We start from the raw sequence: 17,195 nt of genomic DNA on the forward strand, positions 1-17,195 counted from the left end.
GAGTCCAGCTTGCTGACGATCGACTGCGAAGCGGTCGTTAAAGCCCGACACCCTGGCTATGCCCGACATACCGCAGCGGCTGATTTGTTGCCGCTGCGCGCCAACGCGTCGGCAAAACAAACCGCCGCGCCCTTGACCCCAGAATCAAAATCAACAGCACGCGACGTCAGCTGCTTTCTGGCCACCCCGCTGCGACTGAAGATGCAGATCACCTCGTCCAGGTGCCCTTCCATCGCCTGGCGCGCCGCCTCGGGATCGCGGTTTTGCAGGGCTTGCAGAATCAGAATGTGTTCATGCTCGGACCTGAACGGCATGTCGTCGCAGGTGTAGTGCGCCTGCAGCCGCTGAAACATGCTGCCATACCGATGTCCCAACAGATGCTGGATCATCAATGCATAGACAGGATTGCCCGACTCCGGGGCGATACGAATGTGGAACAGCCGATCGCCAGGGTGAGTGTGCGAGTGCTCGCGATTGTCATGCGCGTTGCGCTCAAAGGCAGCGCGAATGCCTTGCAGTTCTTCGTCGCTGGCGTTGCGCGCCGCCAGCGCTGCGGTCTGCGGCTCGATCAAACCCCGCGCTTGCAACAGCGCAAATGGCGGGATTTCCGCGCTGAAATCCACCTCGATGTCTAACTCCCGACGCTCCTCGCCATGGGCGTGAAAAACCTCGGACCCCATACCAAGCGCGGCAGCTCGTTCCTGATCATGGCCATCGTCGGCGGCGCGCTGATGCCGTATTTCATGGGGTTGGTGGCGGATCACTTCTCAACGGCACTGGCGTATCTGCTGCCGCTGGGCTGTTTTGTAGTGGTAGCGTTTTATGCGAGGAGCGGGCTGCGCCGCGATTCGGGCTTTTGATTCTGGCCGCAGACCGTGGGAGCCCGACATTCCGCGATAAGAAGCGCAGCGCCCGCGAATACGCTGCATGCGGTGGCAAGACATGCAAAGGTCGTTTGGTTCAGGGCCGGCGCCTGCCCCTGGTAGTAAAGGCCGACTCCTGCGCCTTGGGCAGAAGCGCATCCCGGTATGCTTGAAATGGCCGGGCCACGCATTGCGCGTGGCCCGGCATCTCAATCACCGTTGCCGATCAGGGCTTGGCGATATCCGTACGACTCACCGCCGGCGACTCCTTGGGCAAGGTCGCACGCATCTGCGCCACTTGCTCAAGTTTCACCGCAGGCGCCTGGTTACCCCAGCTGCTGCGAATGAAGGTCAGCAGTTGCGCGACCTCTTCATCCGACATCCGCCAGGCAAAACCGGGCATGCCCAGCTGCGACGGCGCGGCAGCGGTAGCCGGTAGTTTGCTCCCAGCCAGCACCAGGCGAATCATCGACACCGGGTCCTCCGACAGCACCGACGAGTTGCCGGCTATCTTCGGAAATACGCGCTCGTAACCCTGGCCATTGGTACGGTGGCAGGCCGAACAGTTGTCGACGTACAACTCGGCACCGCGACTGCCCTCCTGCCCCGCCGCCAACGCCTTGGCGGTGGTGGGATCGGCCTTGAAGCTGGAGACCTGGCGCTCGCTGGCGGGCAGCGTTTTCAGGTAAACCGCCACCGCCTGCAGGTCGGCATCGGTCAGATGCTGAGTGCTGTGGGTGACCACATCGCCCATCGGCCCGCCCAATACCGCATGGGTGGGACTGCGGGCGCTGCGCAAGGTCGCGACGATGTCATCCACGCTCCAGCCACCGAGCCCGTCAGCCGGGTTGCTGCGCAGGTTCACTGCCAGCCAGCCATCGATCACAGGACCGCCAGACAGATACTCCGCTCCCGACTCATCCAGCGCCTTCTCCTGCAAGGTCAGCGCACGCGGCGTGTGACAAGTGCCGCAGTGCCCCAACCCCTGCACCAGATAAGCGCCGCGGGCGACCTGCGGGTCCTTGTAACGTGAGGCGTCGAACCCCACCGCTTGCGGCGCGGGTGCGAACACCTTGCGCCAGATCGCCAGCGGCCAGCGCATCGACAAGGGCCAAGGCACGTCGTTGGCGCGGTTCTCGGCATACACCGGCGCAACGCCATGCATGAAGTACGCGTACAGCGCCCGCATGTCATCGTCGCTGGTGCGCGCATAGGCCGGATACGGCATCGCCGGATAGAGGCTGTTGCCGTTGGCGGCTATGCCGTGGCGCACGGCCCGGTCAAAGTCATCCAGCGAATAGCTGCCGATGCCAGAGGCTTTGTCGGGGGTGATATTGCTGCTGTACAGCTTGCCGATCGGTGATGCGATCGGCAGGCCGCCAGCGAACGGTTTGCCACCTTCGGTGGTATGACAGGCCGTGCAATCGCCGGCGTCGGCCAGGTACCGACCTTTCTCGATCAATGCCGCTTGATCGGCGTCCGAAGCAGCCGTCAATGCCGGGGTAGACGTCGGCCATAAGGCAAATGCCAGCAGCGCAACGAACACCAATACCGCGAGTGCGATCAGGCTCAGAAGAAACTTTTTCATGGTCGTCTCCTTATGCCTGAACCAGCGGGCCGGGGTTTTTCAGGTATTGCTCGCGAATGGCCTTGGCCGACCAGTACGCCAGCGCACCGACCATGCCGGTCGGGTTGTAGCCGTTGTTCTGCGGAAAGGCATTGGCGCCGATGGCGAACACGTTATGCACGTCCCAGGACTGCAGGTAGCGGTTCAGTGCCGAGGTCTTCGGATCGCTGCCCATGATCGCCCCGCCACAGGTGTGAGTGCTTTGATACTTGGTGATGTTGTAGTGCTCGCCCGGCTTTTTGGCGTCACCGGCCATGGCGCTCGGGTTGAGGATCTTCGACATCTCCAGCGCCTTGCCCACCAGGAACTGCGAAGCCTTGATCTCGTTGTCGTGCCAGTCGAAATTCATGCGCAACAGCGGCCTGCCAAAGCCGTCCTTGTAAGTCGGGTCCAGGCTCAGGTAGTGCTGCTTGTACGACATGCAGGCGCCCTGCACTTCGAAATAGAACGAGTGACGGAATGCATCGCTCGCAGCCTGCTTCCACTGCGTACCCCAGTTCGGCGTACCCGGCGGTACGTTGATCCCGCGCACGGGACCGGCACCCGGCTGACGCGCCCAGATAATGCCGCCGCCGACGAAACCGGCCTTGGCGTTATCCAGCTGGTTGCCGTTGAGGTTGTCCATCGTCGTGCCTGCGCCGCCAATGCCAATGAACTGGTTGGCCTGCACTTCCTTGCCGAAGAACAGCACCACGCGGTTGAGGTTCTGGTAGGAATAGTTGCGCCCGATGGTGCCCTCGCCGGTCTGCGGATCGTAGGGTTTGCCGATGCCCGACAGCAGCATCAAGTGCACGTTGTACAGCGAGAATGCGCACAGCAACACCAGGTCGGCCTGCTGCTCGACTTCACGGCCCTGAGCGTCCAGGTAGGTCACACCCGTGGCCTTCTTGCCGTCGCTGTCCAGATTGACCTTGAGCACCTGCGCATGGGTGCGCAGCTCGAAATTCTTGCGCTGACGCAACACCGGAAGAATGCTGATATTCGGGCTGGCCTTGGAATAGTTCAGGCAGCCGTAATCGCTGCAGAAGCCACAGGCGTTGCACGGCCCCATCTGGCAGCCATACGGGTTGACGTAAGGCGCGGAGGCGTTGGACGCCGGGATCGGATACGGGTCCCAGCCCATCTCCCGGGCGCCTTTGTAAAACATCTCCGCGCCGAGGTAATTAGGGTTTGGCCCCAGAGGGAATTCTCGTGAGCGCGAACCTTCGAACGGGTTGCCACCCGATTGCTTGACGCCGCTGATGACCCCTGCCTTGCCTGAAGTGCCGCAGACGTATTCAAAATGGTCGAAATGCGGTTCGAGGTCCTCGTAGCTGACCGGAAAATCCTGGATGCTCATGTCCGACGGAATGAAGCTGGCGCCGTAGCGCTGCTCGACATTACTGCGCAGCTTGAAGTCTTCCGGCAGGGCGCGGAAGTGACAGCCAGACCAGTGACTGCCCGCGCCGCCGACACCGGTGCCGGGCTTGAACGAGCCCATCTGCCGATACGGCACGGCGGTGGACGTCAGGTTGTGGCGCACGGTGACGGTTTCCTGCGCCAGGCTTTGCAGGTAGCGCCGATGCACCGAGCCTTCCAGCTCGTCGACCACTTTCGGGTAGGCGAAATCCGGCTGCGTGTCGCGGTCCGCGCCACGCTCCAGCACCACCACGTGCAGGCCGGCGTCGGTCAGTTCCTTGGCCAGAATCGCTCCGGTCCAGCCCATGCCGACGATCACGGCGTCCACTTTTGCTTTTTCGTTCGCCATGTTCAGCCCCTCCGCCCGGACAGATCGACCGGCGGCAACGGATACGGTTTGTCGCGCACCGTGATCCAGTCCATGTAATCGGCGCGCATGCCGGGATAACCGATCATCTTCCACGCGCCCATGTTCTTGTTGCCGCCATGGGAGGGGTCGGCGAAGTAACCGTTGCGCACTTCATTGAGCAGGTTGGTGAAGAACAGCTTCGAGGAGATATCGTCCAGCGCCAGCTTGCCGCTCTCGGCGGACTTGAGCAGGTCTTCTTGCTGGGCGTGGGAAAGCTCGGCGAACGCCTTGCCGGAAAAGCTCTTGGTGCTGTACGCATCCATGGCCTTGATGCCGATGCGCAGGGTTTCGCGCAGGTTCAGGCGGCCCTGATAACCAAACTCCGGCGCAGCTTCCAGGAACGGCCCCTGCATGTACCAGATGCCGCCGTTGGCATAGGGCGTCTGCATGTGCCGGTCGAGAAACTCCGGTACCCCCAACTCAACTGCGCCAGGGCCGACCTGATCGGACGGGATCAGGCGATCGCAGGCGGCAACCAGGAACGCCCACTCCTGGGGCGTGAAGAACGTCGGTTTGTAATCGCCTGCAACCGAAACCGGGACTGCAGCCGACGGCTGTTGCGCGTCGCTGGCCGGCGTCTGCGCAAAGGTACTGCCGCAAAGGCCTGCACTGGCCAGGGTTACGACGGGGATGAGCGTTAGCGACTTGCGTAGAAAATCGCGACGCGCCGGGGAGGTGTCGTCATCGAACATCTTTCACTACTCCTAGGACTGAACACGGGTGTGCTGCTTGGGTGTTTTCTAGTTATGGATCACGGGTGCACAACACCTGGCTGGCAGGGTGTGCCCCGTGATTCGATTGCCAGCTAATAATTGCCCAGCTAAGCAATCGGGCGTCACTAAACCAGCGTTTGCGTGGCGGCGCCAGCAGAACGGCGGCTTAAACGATTCATCAAATCTTGAACTGGCGCACCAGCGCGCTGAGGTTGCCACCCAATGCCGAGACGTCGCGCATGGTGCGGGCGCTCTGTTCGGTTTCTTCGGCGAGGTTTTCCACGGCGCCGGCGATCTGGTGCACGCTGCGGTTGATCTCCTCGGCCACCGAGGTCTGTTCTTCGGCGGCGCTGGCGATCTGGGCATTCATCGCGTTGATGGTGCCGATCAGGTCGGAAATCGAATCCAGCGAAGCACCGACTTCGTTGGTCTGGACGTTGGCGCCCTCGCCCGCTTCGGTGGAGCGGCGCATGGCTTCGACAGAGTCATGGGTGCCCGTTTCAAGGCGCGTGATCATGCCCTGGATTTCCTGGGTGCTGGTCTGGGTACGGCTGGCCAGCGCACGAACTTCGTCGGCGACCACGGCAAACCCGCGCCCGGCTTCACCGGCGCGTGCTGCTTCGATGGCCGCGTTGAGTGCCAGCAGGTTGGTCTGCTCGGCAATCGAGCGGATCACGTCGAGCACCGAAACGATGGAGCGCACGTCCTGCTGCAAGCTGTCGAGGCTGACGCCGCTCTTGCGGATGTCATTGACCAGCGAACTCATGCCGCTGATGTTGCTGCCCACGACCTTGCGCGCAGCCTGTCCCTGCTGGTCGGTTTCGGCCGCAGCCTGGGCGGCGCGCTGCGCACTGGAGGCCACTTCCTGAGCGGCGGCCGACATCTCATGAATCGCGGTGGCGACCTGATCGGTCTCTTCGCGCTGACGCTGCATGGCTTTTTCGGAACGCTGAGTCTGCTGCGAGGCCTGATCCACCAGGCCGCCCAGGTCGGTGGTCATCTGCGCAATCTGTCTGACCATGGCGTGGATCTTCTCGACGAACAGGTTGAACGAGACCGCCAGGTCGCCCAGCTCATCGCGGCTGGTCACCACCAGGCGGTGCGTCAGGTCGCCGTCTCCTGCGGCAATGTCATCCAGATTGGCCTTGAGAATGCGCAGCGGCCGCACGATGCCGTTGGCGGTCCAGATGCCAATGGCGGCAGTCACCAGCAGCAGAACCAGGGTCACCACGAAGACACTGACAAGCACGCTGCGGGTGCGGCTGGTCACGGCCTCCCGCTCAAGAGCCATGGCCGCATCGATGTCATCCATGTTGATCGCGCTGCCCAGCACCATGTCCCATTTTTCCAGGAATACGGTGTAACCGAGCTTGGGCACCTGCACCGCTTCGTCACCCGGCTTGGGCGCGGCATAGTCGATGTAATGCTTACCGTTCTTGGCGACCTCGACGAAGGTCTGGTAGTGGTAGGAACCGTCCGGGTCGCGGGTGTCCCAGAAGCTGTTGCCGATGCCCGCAGGGCTGTCGCCACGGAAGACCCGCACGCCCTTGGTGTCATAACCGAAAAAATAACCGTCATCGCCGTACTTCATCGGCTTGAGCAAATCCAGCGCCTTGTCCCGCGCAGCCATATCGCCTTGCGCAGAGGCATCGTGCAACGGCTTGATGGTGGTCAGCGCGACGTCCACATAGTTCTTCAGCACCTGGCGGTTGCGCTCCACCAGTTGCTCGCGGGTCTCTTTCATCTGCTGATTGGCGCTGCTTTTCAACATCCACGCGGCGACGCCACTAAGAATCAGGGCAAACAGCAGGGCTGGAATGACGGCTAAACAGAGCAGCTTGCTCTTGACGGTAAGCTTCATGGGACAAATCACCTCCTGGTCGTGTGGTCATCACCTATCGGCAGGAGATCATACAACTTGAAATATTTATGATGGCTTTTTGACGCCATTCTTTTGTCCAGTCGCGTTTTTTCAACCCGGTACCCATTTAGGTTTCCAGAATGGCACCGCTGTTTGCGAATCAGGGAGTGTGCTTGCGATCAAGCAAGGGGCAGCTTGCGCAATACTCCAGCCCGCCCACCCGATAGCGCAAGCAACACACCCGTCGCACGCGTTTCATCCCGGTCTGCCCGGCAACCGGAACGTAGTGCACCGGCAGATACAGCGGGTTGCGACGACCGTCGCCCAAGTTGCAGGCGTTGAGCAGATCATGTCCGTGGCTTAAGTCGGCCTGAGGCAGCGCCGTGGCGAGCACGCCCAGCAGCCACTCGAAATAATTGCCGGCGTTGCTCCACAGCACCTTGGACGAGACGCGCGCCAAGCCTGCGACGGTGTCGATGAAGGGCCGCATGTGCGCTTCGACCAGGCCATGGAAACGCTGGAATGTATCGGTGGGTTTCGTTGCCCAGGGCCGACCGGGATTGGGGAGTTTGAATGCGACGGGTGTGCCCTGTTCATCGAGCACCAGTTGCAGCGCATCGAGGTCCAGCGGCAGGCAGTAATCGAGGATGAGTGAAGCGGCGACTGCCGGAGGAATCAGTCTGCTGAAATAGTACTTGCTCCAGATCGACGCCAGCCCGCGACGATCGCTGTCTGGATAGCGCATGCCGAAACGGGTCAGGACCCGGTCGAATTCGTCGGGAGCCAGCAAGGCGCACAATGGCACACCCGGACGCGGGTCGTCGCCCAGTACCAGAACATCGCGATAATGCGCGAACTCGGCAATGAACAACGGCGCCAGTGCAGGCATCACGAGACGCTTTCCCACGTCGGCACCGTTGGGTTGCTGTCGATGTTAATGAGGCTGACGCCGGGCCAATACCAGCAACCCCTGTTCCAGCGCCGGGAACAGACTGTTGTTAAAGTTGTTCCAGCGCAGTTCGAGGATGGTGTCGTCCGGCGCGATGGGGGTGTCCAGCACGTCGAATATCACTTCACCGGAATCGATGCCATTGTCGACGTAATGGAACGAGGCGCCGGTCATGTCCACCACCGGAATATCGACGGTTTCGCGGGTCGTCCAGTCGATCACCCTCTTGCCCCGTGCCCCATACAGCGCATCGAGGGTGGCGCAGGCGCCGCGTCGTTCATAAGGCGATTCCAGCCGGGTGATGCCCGGGTGAATGTTCACGATACGCCGATGGAAATCCGCGCCCTCGCGCACCAGTTCATCGAGGATCACCAACAGCCCGTCCAGCACCACGACTTCAGCGCCCAGGGCGTGCAGTCGCTCTCCCAGGCGGCGCTCGAAATCCGACTTTCCCGCCGCCCGCCGGCTGTCGCCCAAGGGCAGCGCGCGGTAAGTGGAGGGTACGTTCTCCAACAGGTCGTTGACCGGCCGCCCCTGAACCTTAAGGTCGGCGGGATAGAACCAGTGCCCACCCTGTCCCGGGGCAAAACCGTAGTCCTTGATGTTGTCCCGGTCGCGCGCCGACTCGGGGTTGTCATCGCAGATAATGCCCTCGAGCGAGTAGTGATCGCCCAGCGGGGTTTCGTTGAGTGCCTGAACCAGATGCTCCAGCGGTGATTTCATGTAGCGCTGCTCGCCGTGGTAGTCAACGTATTGACCGGCCTTGTCAGCCGCGCCATTGCGCAGCGACCAGACGTAAACAAGTTTGGTTTTTTGCATGGGTTCCGAACTCATGGAGTAGTGAGCAGCGCGTCGCCGTTGACGCCTTCGGCCATGGCCACCACCACTTTGCGCTCGCCGCTGAAGGGCTTGCGCGAATGGGCGGTGAGCATGTTGTCGAGCATCAGCACGTCGCCGGTGTTCCAGGGAAACACCACTTCGCATTCATCGAGCACACCGCGGATTTCGGCCAGGGCGTCGTCCTCCAGCGGGCTGCCGTCGCCGTAATAGACGTTACGTGGCAGGCCCTCCTCGCCCACGGTGTCCAGCAGGATTTCCTGCATTTCCGGGTCCAGGTTGGAGAGATGAAACAGGTGCGCTTGATTGAACCAGACCCAGTCTCGGGTGCGAGGATGTTGCGCCACGCCTTGCACCCACTGCCGGGTGCGCAGGTCGCCCTCCTCGTTCCACTCACACTGGATGCCACGCTTGCGGCAGTAGTCCTGGACCTCGCTGTGATGCTCGGTGTTGAACACCTGCTGCCAGGTCAGGTCCAGGCCGTTGCCGTAGTTGCGCACGTACATCAGGCGCTTGTGTTCGAAGCGCTTGCGCAGGTTGGGGTTGATCCGGCGGAACACTTCGCGGCTGTCGGCGATCGGCGTTTGGCCACCACTGGGCGCGGCCTTGGCGCAATAGAACCAGATGCGCATCGGCCATTCGTTGGTATACGCCTGCTCGTTGTGCAGCGGGATCGAGCGGTGTGCCGGGTATTCGGTGGAGGTATACACCCCCTTGCCATCGACCTGACTGCGCGGGGTGGAACCGAATTCGTAGTTGAGCAGCGGATGGCCGAACGCTGCGGCGAAGCGCTGGAAGCCTTCGATGCCATCGCTGTTGAAACCGCTGAACAGGACCGCGCCGTCGCGTTCCAGCCGTTGTTCGACCACGCCGCGCAGGGATTCGAACTCGGCCGCCAGCGATGCCCCGGGCTGACCGGGGTAGACCCGCAATGGGAAGCCGGTTTCGACGTGGAGTGTGTGTGGCGTGAGCATGCTCATGTTCATGGGCAAGACGCTCCAGAAGCAGCAGGAAAAATAAGGGGTCAGGCCATGGCCTTGCGCAGGCTCAGCGGGCGCATGTCGGTCCAGGTGGTCTCGATGTAGGCGAGGCAGGTCTGTTTGTCGCCTTCCACACCAACGCTTTTCCAGCCCTCCGGGATGGCCTTGTAATCGGGCCAGATGGAGTATTGCTCTTCGTGGTTGATGACTACGCGGAACTGGGTGTTTTCGCCGTCAAAACTCATGTGCAAGACCTCGTCATAGTGAATCGCCGCGTGCAGGGCGGCCTTATCTAAAAGACGAACGAGGGGGCGGGATGATTAGTGGTTTTTTGAAATTCGGCGGCTTGAGGTTTGAATGCATATCCATTATTTGCATTGCCGCTGACAGGCTTCGTCCTAACGTCCGAACTGTGTCGCCTTCGGCGAGTACTTTTTCAATGGCGAAACTTCACAAGATCAGGGCACCAGGCACGCCGCGTTCGCTCTTGATCTTCGTACCTGGAATATCAGACACCGCAGAACGCGACTTGGGTGCAGGCCGAACGCTGGTGGCGCTCCGTGGGTCGAGCGGCATGGATGCCGCGAGAGCCGCCCCCCGCCATGGATGGCGGATGGCGGCGGGCCCACGCAGCGTCGCCTGCGTGAGGGAACCCCGACGAAGGCGGGGCCAAACCGGGAGCCAAAGCGCTTTGGTTACTTTCGCGCTTTTCGAAAGTGACCCGCCGACGGGGCGGAAAGGTGACCCCGTGTCACCGCCGCAAACGGATAAACACACAAACCTCAGCACCACCAAAACCCCATAAAAAAAGAGCAGACACGTCACCCATGCCTGCCCTTCTTCACACCCCGGCCATCACCAACGGAAGGCCACGGTCCCCAACACCGTACGCTCCTCACCCCAGTAGCAACGACCACCATTGTTGCAACCGCTCACATACTCCTTATCGAACAGATTCTTCGCATTCACATCCACCGACCAATGCTTATCGATGTCATAACCCACCAACGCATCCACCAGCGTCACGTCACCGGTCTTCAACTTGCCGTAAAGCGTCGGCGCAGTGTAAGCGAAGGTGTTGTCGAAATACCGCACACCGCCCCCGAGACGCAAGCCACTCAACGGCCCGTCCAAGAATCGATACGTCGCCCAGCCAGAGGCCTGGTTACGCGGAATACCGGTCAACTGATGATCTTCGTACAACGAACCCGGCGCATCCTTGGTCACCCGCGCATCGGTGTAGGTATACGAGGCGATCAGGCTCAGGTTTTCAGTGATATCACTATTGGCCTCCAGCTCGATCCCCTTGGACTCGCTCTCGCCTACCTGGCGGCTGAAACTGTTGGAGCCGGCGATCACGTCATGGGTCTTGGTCAACTGAAAGACCGCAGCGCTGAAGGTGGTATTCCAGCCCTTGGGCTCAAACTTCAGACCCGCTTCGTACTGATGGCTGAGAATCGGGTCGAGCAACTCGCCGTTCGGCTGCGAAGACTGCTGCACCGGCGTAAAGGCCGTCGAGTAGCTGACATAAGGCGAGATGCCGTTCTCGAACTGGTACATCAGGCCGGTCTGCCAGCTGAAACGGTGATCCCAGCCATCCAGGTCAGCCAGGCCACTGGTAGTGCCCGCTCGGTTACGGTATTGGCTGTTGACGAAGTCCTGACGCCCGCCCAGCAGGAAGATCCAGTTGTCGTATTTGCTTTGCAACTGGCCGTACAGACCGTACATCTGCTGGTCCAGCTGCGAGTTTTGAATGGTCGCCAGCATCCTCGGATTGCCCGCCGGGAACACGGGATTGAAGGGGTTGTAGGTGCCGCCATTGCCCGCGGCCCAGTCCTGATTGAACGAGGTGCGATCATAGCTCGCGCCCAGCAACACGGTATTTTCCAGCGCGCCGGAAGTGAAATGACCTTCGAACTGGTTGTCCAGCGAATAGGCGATGGACTTGTTATCGCGATCGTACGCCAGGCTGGTCAGGGTGCTGCCGAAACCGCCGTTGTTCAGGTTGTTCGGCCAGGTTTCATGCCGATCCAGACGCGACTCCATGTAGCGCGAATTCTGGCGGAACTGCCAGTTCTCGTTGAGCTGATGGCTGAACTCATAGCCCAGCGTCCAGCTTTCACGCTCGAAGTCGTCCCAGTTCGGGTTGCCAGTGAACTGGCTTTTGCCGATCTTGCCGTTGACGTTGTGCAGCAGCGTACCGGCCGCAGGGTAGCCCAGTTCCAGCTTGGTGCGGTCGCGCTGATAGGACGACAGCAGGGTCAACGAGGTGTCTTCGTCGAAGTTGAAGGTCATCGACGGCGCGATGTACAGGCGATCGTCCGGCACCGAGTCGACCTGAGTATCGGCGTTGCGGCCCAGCATGACGATACGACCCAGAATCCGGTTGTCGTCGGTCAGCGGCCCGGACACGTCAAGCCCAAGCTGACGGCGATTGTTGCTGCCGTAGGTAAATTTGGCTTCGCCCCGGGCGACTTCCGTCGGGCGTTTGCTGACCAGGTTGACCAGACCGCCGGGCGCGTTTTCGCCATAGAGAATCGAGCTTGGCCCACGGAACACTTCGGTGCGCTCCAGGCCGTAAGGCTCGGTGGTGGTGTCGTAGCGGTTGCCCTGCAGGCGCAGGCCGTCCTTGAGCAGCCCGTAGCCGTAGTCGGTGGCGTTGTAGCCCCGGATCGAGAACAGGTCACCGGCCAGACCGTCGCCGACCGCGAATGGCGGCGCGAAGATCCCCGGCACGTAGCCAAGAATATCCGTAAGGGTTTGTGAGGCCTGGTCCTGGATACGCTGACGTGTCACGACCGACACAGAGCGCGGTGTTTCCGAGAGCGGCGTGCTGGTCTTGGTGCCCGCTGTGCTGTTCTTCGCCTGATAGCCGGTTTCCGGTTCTGTCACCGGTGCGTCGCCCGAAACCACCGAGTTCTGCAACTGAATGGTGGACCCTTTGGCGGGTTTGGCAGGGGCGTCATCGGCCCAGGCCATACCGTGGCAGGCGACCATTGCCACCCATGCCGCCAAGGCTTTCACCTTGAATTGACGCGTGTTGTTGCTAGCCATCCGTACTCCCCCTCCCTTTGAGATCAACGGGGCCCCAGCCCCAAATTTGACTGAATATGTCAAAAACCGCGGAAATGTAACAGAGAAACGTTCTCATTACTATTGGTATTAAATGCTCAGCGACGGGGCCCCCCGCCTCGTCACCGGCATATTTGCAGGGCTTAGCGTTGGCGGATGGCTGCACCAACGGCGGCAGCGAAGATTTCGGCGATCTGGTCGATCTGCGCGGCAGTGACGATCAGCGGGGGCAGGAAACGAATGACGCTGGAACGACGACCGCCCACTTCGATGATCAGCCCGCGCTGCAGGCACTGACGCTGAACCTTGGAGGCCAGCTCGCCGCTTTGCGGGAAACGCCCAAGTCCATCCGGCCGGCCTTGGGGGTCGACCATTTCCACGCCCAGCATCAGGCCCATGCCGCGCACATCGCCCAGGTGCGGGCAGTCTTTTTGCAGCGCACGCAGATGCCCGGTCAGGCGCTCACCCATGGCGGCGGCATGCTGATCGAGTTGCTGCTCACGAACGATGCGCAGGGTGGTGGAACCGGCGACCATCGCCAACTGATTGCCGCGAAAGGTGCCCGCGTGGGAACCGGGTTTCCAGACGTCCAGCGATTTGTTGTACACCACCACCGCCATCGGCTGACTGCCACCGATGGCCTTGGACAGCACCAGTACGTCCGGCACGATGCCGGCGTGCTGGAAGGCAAACGGCTTGCCGGTCCGCGCCACGCCACACTGGATTTCATCGAGGATCAGCGGGACACCGGCATCGTGCGTGATACGACGGATCTCACGCAGCCAGTTGGCCGACGTCGGCACCACGCCGCCCTCCCCTTGCAACGGTTCCAGAATCATCCCGGCCGGCGGCAGCACGCCGCTTTCCGGGTCGCTCAACTGGTTCTCGATGTAATGCAGGCCGATGCGCTCGCCTGCCTCGCCACCGACCCCAAACGGACAGCGGTAGTCGTAAGGAAATGGCAGGAACTGCGCATTCGACGCCAGACCGTGCAGATAGGCCTTCGGCCCCAGATTGCCCATCAAGCCCAGTGCGCCTTGGGTCATGCCGTGGTAAGCACCATGAAACGCCATGAGGTTGCTGCGCCCGGTAGCGGTGCGTACCAGCTTCAGCGCAGCCTCGACGGCGTCGGTGCCCGCCGGGCCGCAGAACTGAATGCGCGCGTCCCTGGCGAACTCCGGCGGCAGCAAGGCGAACAATTCACCGATGAAGTCGTCCTTGGCCTCGGTCATCAGATCCAGGGTGTGCAGCGGGCGCTGACCATCAAGCAGCCCGCGCATCGCCTGCACCACCTCCGGATGATTGTGACCCAGTGCCAGGGTGCCCGCGCCAGCCAGGCAATCGATGAACCAGCGGCCCTCGCTGTCCTGCACATGAATGCCCTGGGCGCGTTTAAGGTCCAGCGGAATGCGCCTTGGATAACTGCGCGCGTTGGATTCCACCGCGGCCTGGCGTTCAAGCCGCGCGGTGGGCGCAAAACGGTAGTCGGCGTTGGCCAGTGCGGCGTCCGGTGTCAGCTCGCTGATCGGCGTCACGTTGTGTTGGCTATGCATATTCGTGCTCCTGGAAATCGTGTGACTGAGGTCGTTCGTTGACCTGCGCGAGGGATTCGGCAAGTTGAGTGATGAACTGCTGATCACGGACTATCGAAAGGTGGTCGGCATCGATCCAGGCCGAAACCTGCAGGCGCCCACCCATGCCCTGCTCCAGAAGAGCCGGTGCGTTATCGTTGTTTTCCGGGGAACGCTCGGCCCACCAGGCGTACACCGGTACGCTGAGGGGAGGAAGTTCCCGGCATTGATTGGCCAACTGGCGCATGTGTCGCTCGACGCCCAGCAGCTGTTGCCAATGCTCGTCGCCGTCACCCTCGGCCACCGTTTGCCGTTGAGCTTGCGGCACGGCAGGACGCGGCTGACCAGCACCCGGCACATAACCGTCGATCAGGCCGACGAACTCCACGCGCTTGCCCAGGCGGGTCAGCAGCCGCGCCATCTCCAGCACCATGGTCCCGCCCATCGACCAGCCGATCAGGCGGTACGTACCGCCCGGCTGCTGCTCGAGCAGGGCCTTGACGTAGTCGCGGGCCATCTGTTCGATCGATGTGTCGCGCCAGTTGCCATCCAGCACCTGTCGATTCTGAATGCCCCACACATCCCACTGCGCAGACAGGCGCCGCGCCAGGGCGTAGTACCCCACCACCGTGCCGCTGACCGGGTGCACACAGAACACAGGCTGCCTGTCGCTGGTGCCGCTGCTCAGGCGAATCAATGGATTCGGCGTGCCATGACGGACGACCGGTGGCGTCTGCGCGGGCACGTTGTCGGGTACTGGCAAACTGTCAAGCAGCTCAACCAAAGCCGCGTGATACGCCGTTTGCAGACGCTCGATGGTCTGGCGCCGGTAGCGCTGGCCGCTGAAACGGAAGGTCAGCCCCAGTTGACCGGCGAACACCTGACCGTTGATTTCCAGCTCGCGGTTCAGGGGCGTTGTCGGCTCGATGAGTGCTCCGGCGGCGACCTTCGACGGCGCGAAACGGCCGTCACCCAGGTCCTGATCGAACTGCCCAAGGTAGTTGAACACCACCTGCGGCGTTGGCAGCTCGGCCAGCCGCCGGCGAACCTGGTCGCTGCCCAGATAACGCAACAGCCCAAACCCGACGCCTTTGTCCGGCAGGCCGCGGAGCAGGGTGCGAACCTTTTGAAGGGTCTGCCTGAGCGTGCCCACAGCCTGGACCCGCACCGGGAACAGGCTGGTGAACCAACCCACGGTACGCCCGACATCCAGCGCCTCGGACAAGGCTTCACGGCCGTGCCCTTCCAGGGCGACGAGGTTATCGCGCTGGCCGTTCCAGGCAGTGAGCGCCTGAGCCAGTGCTGCCAGTAGGATTTCGTCGATCCGCGCATCCAGCGCCGTCGGCGCCTCACGCAGCAGACGACGGGTCGAATCTGCATCGAGCAGCAGTTCACACTGTTCGAGGTCCTGCTCAGTGGCGCGGCCCTGGGCATCGTCCACCGACCAGAGCGTCTCGTTCTGGCCAGTCAATGCCAGCCATTGCTCCACCTCAGCTTCACGCTCAGGGCGTTGCGCGGCCTGCAGCAGATGCTGCGACCAACGTTGATAGCTGCTGGCTTTCGGACCCAGGTTGACCACGCTGTCCGACGCCAATTGCGTATAGGCGCGGGCCACGTCTTCCAGCAGCACTCGCCAGGACACACCGTCGACCACCAAGTGATGAGCCACCAGCAACAGGCGCTGCCCTTCAGGCATCTGCGCCAGCACCAGCCGCAACAACGGACCGTTTTCCAGATCGAGGCTGCGTTGGGCCTGTTCGCACAGCGCGGTCAATGCCGCGTCATCGGCGACGTTGCGCAGCCAGAGGCTGTCGGTCGCAGCCGTTTGGCGATAAGCCTGCTGCCAGCCGCCGTCATCGCGCTGACGGAAACCCAAGTTGAGCCCGTCGTGATGATGCAACACCGCCTCCAGCGCGCGACCCAGCACGGGCGCCTCGATCGGCCGCTTAACCTCCAGCAGCAACGCCTGGTTGAAGTGATTGCGATTGATCATCGGCTGTTCGAAAAAGTGCGCCTGAATCGGCGTGAGCGGGACATCACCCAGCGGCTTCTCATCGTCCGGCACTGCGACACTGGCCTCGACCGCGGACAGGCGCAATGCGAGGTCCTGCAGGCGCGGATGACTGAACACATCCTTGGGCAGCAGTTTCAGACCGGCCTGACGCAGTCGCGTGATGACCGCCAGGGACTGAATCGAGTCGCCACCCAGCGCAAAGAAACTGTCTTGCCGGCTGACACTTTCGATGCCCAGCAACTGTTGCCAGACCTTGGCCAATTGTAATTCGCGCTCACCCTTGGGCGCCTCGAAGCGGTGCGTGCCTACCTGCGGATCGGGCAAGGCATTGCGGTCCAGCTTGCCATTGGGCAGTTGTGGCAGGCGCTGCAGCACGACGATATGAGCAGGCACCATGTATTCGGGCAATGTACTGCCCAACTGTTGTTTCAGAGCGTCTTCACTCAGGTCGCTGCCGCCGACGTAGCCCAACAGGCGTTTGCCACTCGGGCTGTCACGCACGATCACCAAGGCTTCACGCACGCCCTCGCAGGCCTTCAACGCGGCTTCGATTTCACCAGCCTCGATACGGAAACCCCGGATCTTGATCTGATGGTCGATACGGCCCAGGTACTCCAGCAACCCTTGGCTGTTCAGGCGCACGCGGTCGCCACTGCGATAGATGCGTTCGCCCGTGCGGAACGGGTGCGGCAGGAAACGCTCGGCCGTGGCGCCAGGACGGTCCAGATAACCCCGCGCTACCGCGCCGCCCAGATACAGCTCGCCTGCGATGCCTTGCGGCAACGGGTTCAGGTCGGCATCCATGACGTAGCCCTGACGATCCCCCACCAGATCACCGATCGGCGCGTAGGCGGTGGTGAAATCGGCAGTCTCCGAGGACGCCAACCACAACGTTGGCGTG

At 61.9% G+C, this 17,195-nt stretch carries 11 protein-coding genes and 3 pseudogenes; 1 reads left to right on the forward strand and 13 read right to left on the reverse strand.

The window, feature by feature from the left end:
* Positions 1-188: 188 nt before the first annotated feature.
* Positions 189-638: pseudogene (locus B3I26_RS07150) on the reverse strand (FadR/GntR family transcriptional regulator); the annotation flags it as partial.
* On the opposite strand from B3I26_RS07150, the pseudogene B3I26_RS07155 reads away from it, so the two are divergent.
* A pseudogene (locus tag B3I26_RS07155) lies at positions 639-860 on the forward strand (glucose/galactose MFS transporter); the annotation flags it as partial.
* A 229-nt stretch (positions 861-1,089) separates the two neighbouring features.
* On the opposite strand, the gene B3I26_RS07160 reads toward B3I26_RS07155, so the two are convergent.
* The 12 genes and pseudogenes from B3I26_RS07160 to B3I26_RS07210 form a co-directional block, all read right to left on the reverse strand.
* The gene (locus B3I26_RS07160) at positions 1,090-2,451 is read right to left on the reverse strand and encodes a cytochrome c (protein ID WP_296256496.1); all 1,362 of its coding nucleotides are present in this window, start codon (positions 2,449-2,451) and stop codon (positions 1,090-1,092) included.
* A gap of 10 nt (positions 2,452-2,461) precedes the next feature.
* Positions 2,462-4,237, reverse strand: a complete 1,776-nt coding sequence (locus tag B3I26_RS07165) for a GMC family oxidoreductase (RefSeq protein ID WP_296256498.1) — start codon at positions 4,235-4,237, stop codon at positions 2,462-2,464.
* 2 nt (positions 4,238-4,239) lie between these two features.
* A complete protein-coding gene (locus B3I26_RS07170; RefSeq protein ID WP_296256500.1) occupies positions 4,240-4,989 on the reverse strand; it encodes a gluconate 2-dehydrogenase subunit 3 family protein in 750 nt (249 codons plus the stop codon).
* Between the two features lie 199 nt (positions 4,990-5,188).
* Positions 5,189-6,031, reverse strand: coding sequence for a methyl-accepting chemotaxis protein (locus B3I26_RS28850; protein ID WP_409522099.1), 843 nt, complete (start codon positions 6,029-6,031; stop codon positions 5,189-5,191).
* Positions 6,032-6,094: 63 nt separating this feature from the next.
* Positions 6,095-6,871: pseudogene (locus B3I26_RS28855) on the reverse strand (cache domain-containing protein); the annotation flags it as partial.
* A gap of 160 nt (positions 6,872-7,031) precedes the next feature.
* On the reverse strand, positions 7,032-7,778 hold the full coding sequence (gene fhuF / locus B3I26_RS07180; protein WP_296256503.1) for a siderophore-iron reductase FhuF: 747 nt from the start codon (positions 7,776-7,778) through the stop codon (positions 7,032-7,034).
* 27 nt (positions 7,779-7,805) lie between these two features.
* Entirely contained in the window at positions 7,806-8,639 is an 834-nt protein-coding gene (locus B3I26_RS07185) for a formyltransferase family protein (protein WP_296256504.1), read from the reverse strand.
* 11 nt (positions 8,640-8,650) lie between these two features.
* Positions 8,651-9,643, reverse strand: coding sequence for a TauD/TfdA family dioxygenase (locus B3I26_RS07190; protein WP_296256506.1), 993 nt, complete (start codon positions 9,641-9,643; stop codon positions 8,651-8,653).
* Positions 9,644-9,681: 38 nt separating this feature from the next.
* Entirely contained in the window at positions 9,682-9,882 is a 201-nt protein-coding gene (locus B3I26_RS07195; protein ID WP_296256508.1) for an MbtH family protein, read from the reverse strand.
* 610 nt (positions 9,883-10,492) lie between these two features.
* On the reverse strand, positions 10,493-12,616 hold the full coding sequence (locus B3I26_RS07200; protein WP_409522101.1) for a TonB-dependent siderophore receptor: 2,124 nt from the start codon (positions 12,614-12,616) through the stop codon (positions 10,493-10,495).
* Between the two features lie 236 nt (positions 12,617-12,852).
* Entirely contained in the window at positions 12,853-14,262 is a 1,410-nt protein-coding gene (locus tag B3I26_RS07205; RefSeq protein ID WP_296256511.1) for an aspartate aminotransferase family protein, read from the reverse strand.
* The coding region (locus B3I26_RS07210) for a condensation domain-containing protein (protein WP_296256513.1) at positions 14,255-17,195 on the reverse strand (2,941 nt) is incomplete at its 5' end. The genes B3I26_RS07210 and B3I26_RS07205, both read right to left, overlap by 8 nt.

Origin of the sequence: Pseudomonas sp. UBA5706 (assembly GCF_002419965.1) — a bacterium.
GTDB lineage: Bacteria > Pseudomonadota > Gammaproteobacteria > Pseudomonadales > Pseudomonadaceae > Aquipseudomonas.

Coding starts and splice junctions, on each gene's coding strand:
- B3I26_RS07195 (WP_296256508.1), bottom strand. CDS start 9,882: ATGAGTTTTGACGGCGAAAACACCCAGTTCCGCGTAGTCATCAACCAC.
- B3I26_RS07185 (WP_296256504.1), bottom strand. CDS start 8,639: ATGCAAAAAACCAAACTTGTTTACGTCTGGTCGCTGCGCAATGGCGCG.
- B3I26_RS07200 (WP_409522101.1), bottom strand. CDS start 12,616: ATGGCCTGGGCCGATGACGCCCCTGCCAAACCCGCCAAAGGGTCCACC.
- B3I26_RS07160 (WP_296256496.1), bottom strand. CDS start 2,451: ATGAAAAAGTTTCTTCTGAGCCTGATCGCACTCGCGGTATTGGTGTTC.
- B3I26_RS07170 (WP_296256500.1), bottom strand. CDS start 4,989: ATGTTCGATGACGACACCTCCCCGGCGCGTCGCGATTTTCTACGCAAG.
- B3I26_RS07190 (WP_296256506.1), bottom strand. CDS start 9,643: ATGAACATGAGCATGCTCACGCCACACACACTCCACGTCGAAACCGGC.
- B3I26_RS07165 (WP_296256498.1), bottom strand. CDS start 4,237: ATGGCGAACGAAAAAGCAAAAGTGGACGCCGTGATCGTCGGCATGGGC.
- B3I26_RS07205 (WP_296256511.1), bottom strand. CDS start 14,262: ATGCATAGCCAACACAACGTGACGCCGATCAGCGAGCTGACACCGGAC.
- B3I26_RS28850 (WP_409522099.1), bottom strand. CDS start 6,031: ATGGTCAGACAGATTGCGCAGATGACCACCGACCTGGGCGGCCTGGTG.